The 649-nt window shown below is 63.0% G+C and carries 1 protein-coding gene; it reads left to right on the top strand.

Annotation, left to right across the window (positions count from 1 at the left end):
* The coding region (locus ACPXB3_RS22445; RefSeq protein ID WP_425729850.1) for an ISL3 family transposase at positions 1 to 622 on the top strand (622 nt) is incomplete at its 5' end.
* Between the last annotated feature and the right edge of the window lie 27 nt (positions 623 to 649).

Raw genomic sequence — 649 nt, 5'->3', positions numbered from 1 at the left:
TCCGTCGGCGGCGTACGCGGCAGCGGTCACCACCGAGTTGCTGCCGAACGCGCAAGTGGTGGTCGATCACTTCCACCTGGTCAAACTCGCCAACGACATGGTGACCGCGGTCCGCCGCCGGGTGACCTTCGACGCTCATGGCCGTCGGGGCCGCGCCCGGGACCCGGAATGGGCAAACCGGCGGCGACTGTTGACGGCGCATGAACGACTGTCTCCCAAGTCTTTTGCGAAGATGTGGAATGCGCTGATCGACAGCGACCCCACTCACGAGATCATCGTCGCCTACATCGCCAAAGAAGAACTGCGCCAACTTCTTTCCCTCGCACATCACGGAGCCGAGGATGCTGAGATCCGCGACAAGCTCTACTCGTTCTACACCTGGTGCGCCGACGCCAACATCCCCGAGGTCGCCCGGCTGGCTTCCACGATCGAAACCTGGTGGCCGGCAGTGTTGGCGTTCCTGCGTACCGGGATCACCAACGCCCGCACCGAGGGCTACAACCGGCTTGTCAAACAGGTCAAACGCGTCGCCTGCGGATTCCGCAATACCGAAAACTCACGCCGCCGGATACGATTCCACTGCACCCGCGCCCAGCGGGCCAACATCCAATTCCATTGCTGAGCAGTGCCCGGCTAACCTCGAAGAGCC

Origin of the sequence: Gordonia sp. DT219 (assembly GCF_049847065.1) — a bacterium.
GTDB lineage: Bacteria > Actinomycetota > Actinomycetes > Mycobacteriales > Mycobacteriaceae > Gordonia.
The sequence above is the reverse complement of the archived record's forward strand: the minus strand, read 5'-3'. Positions and strand labels throughout refer to the sequence as shown.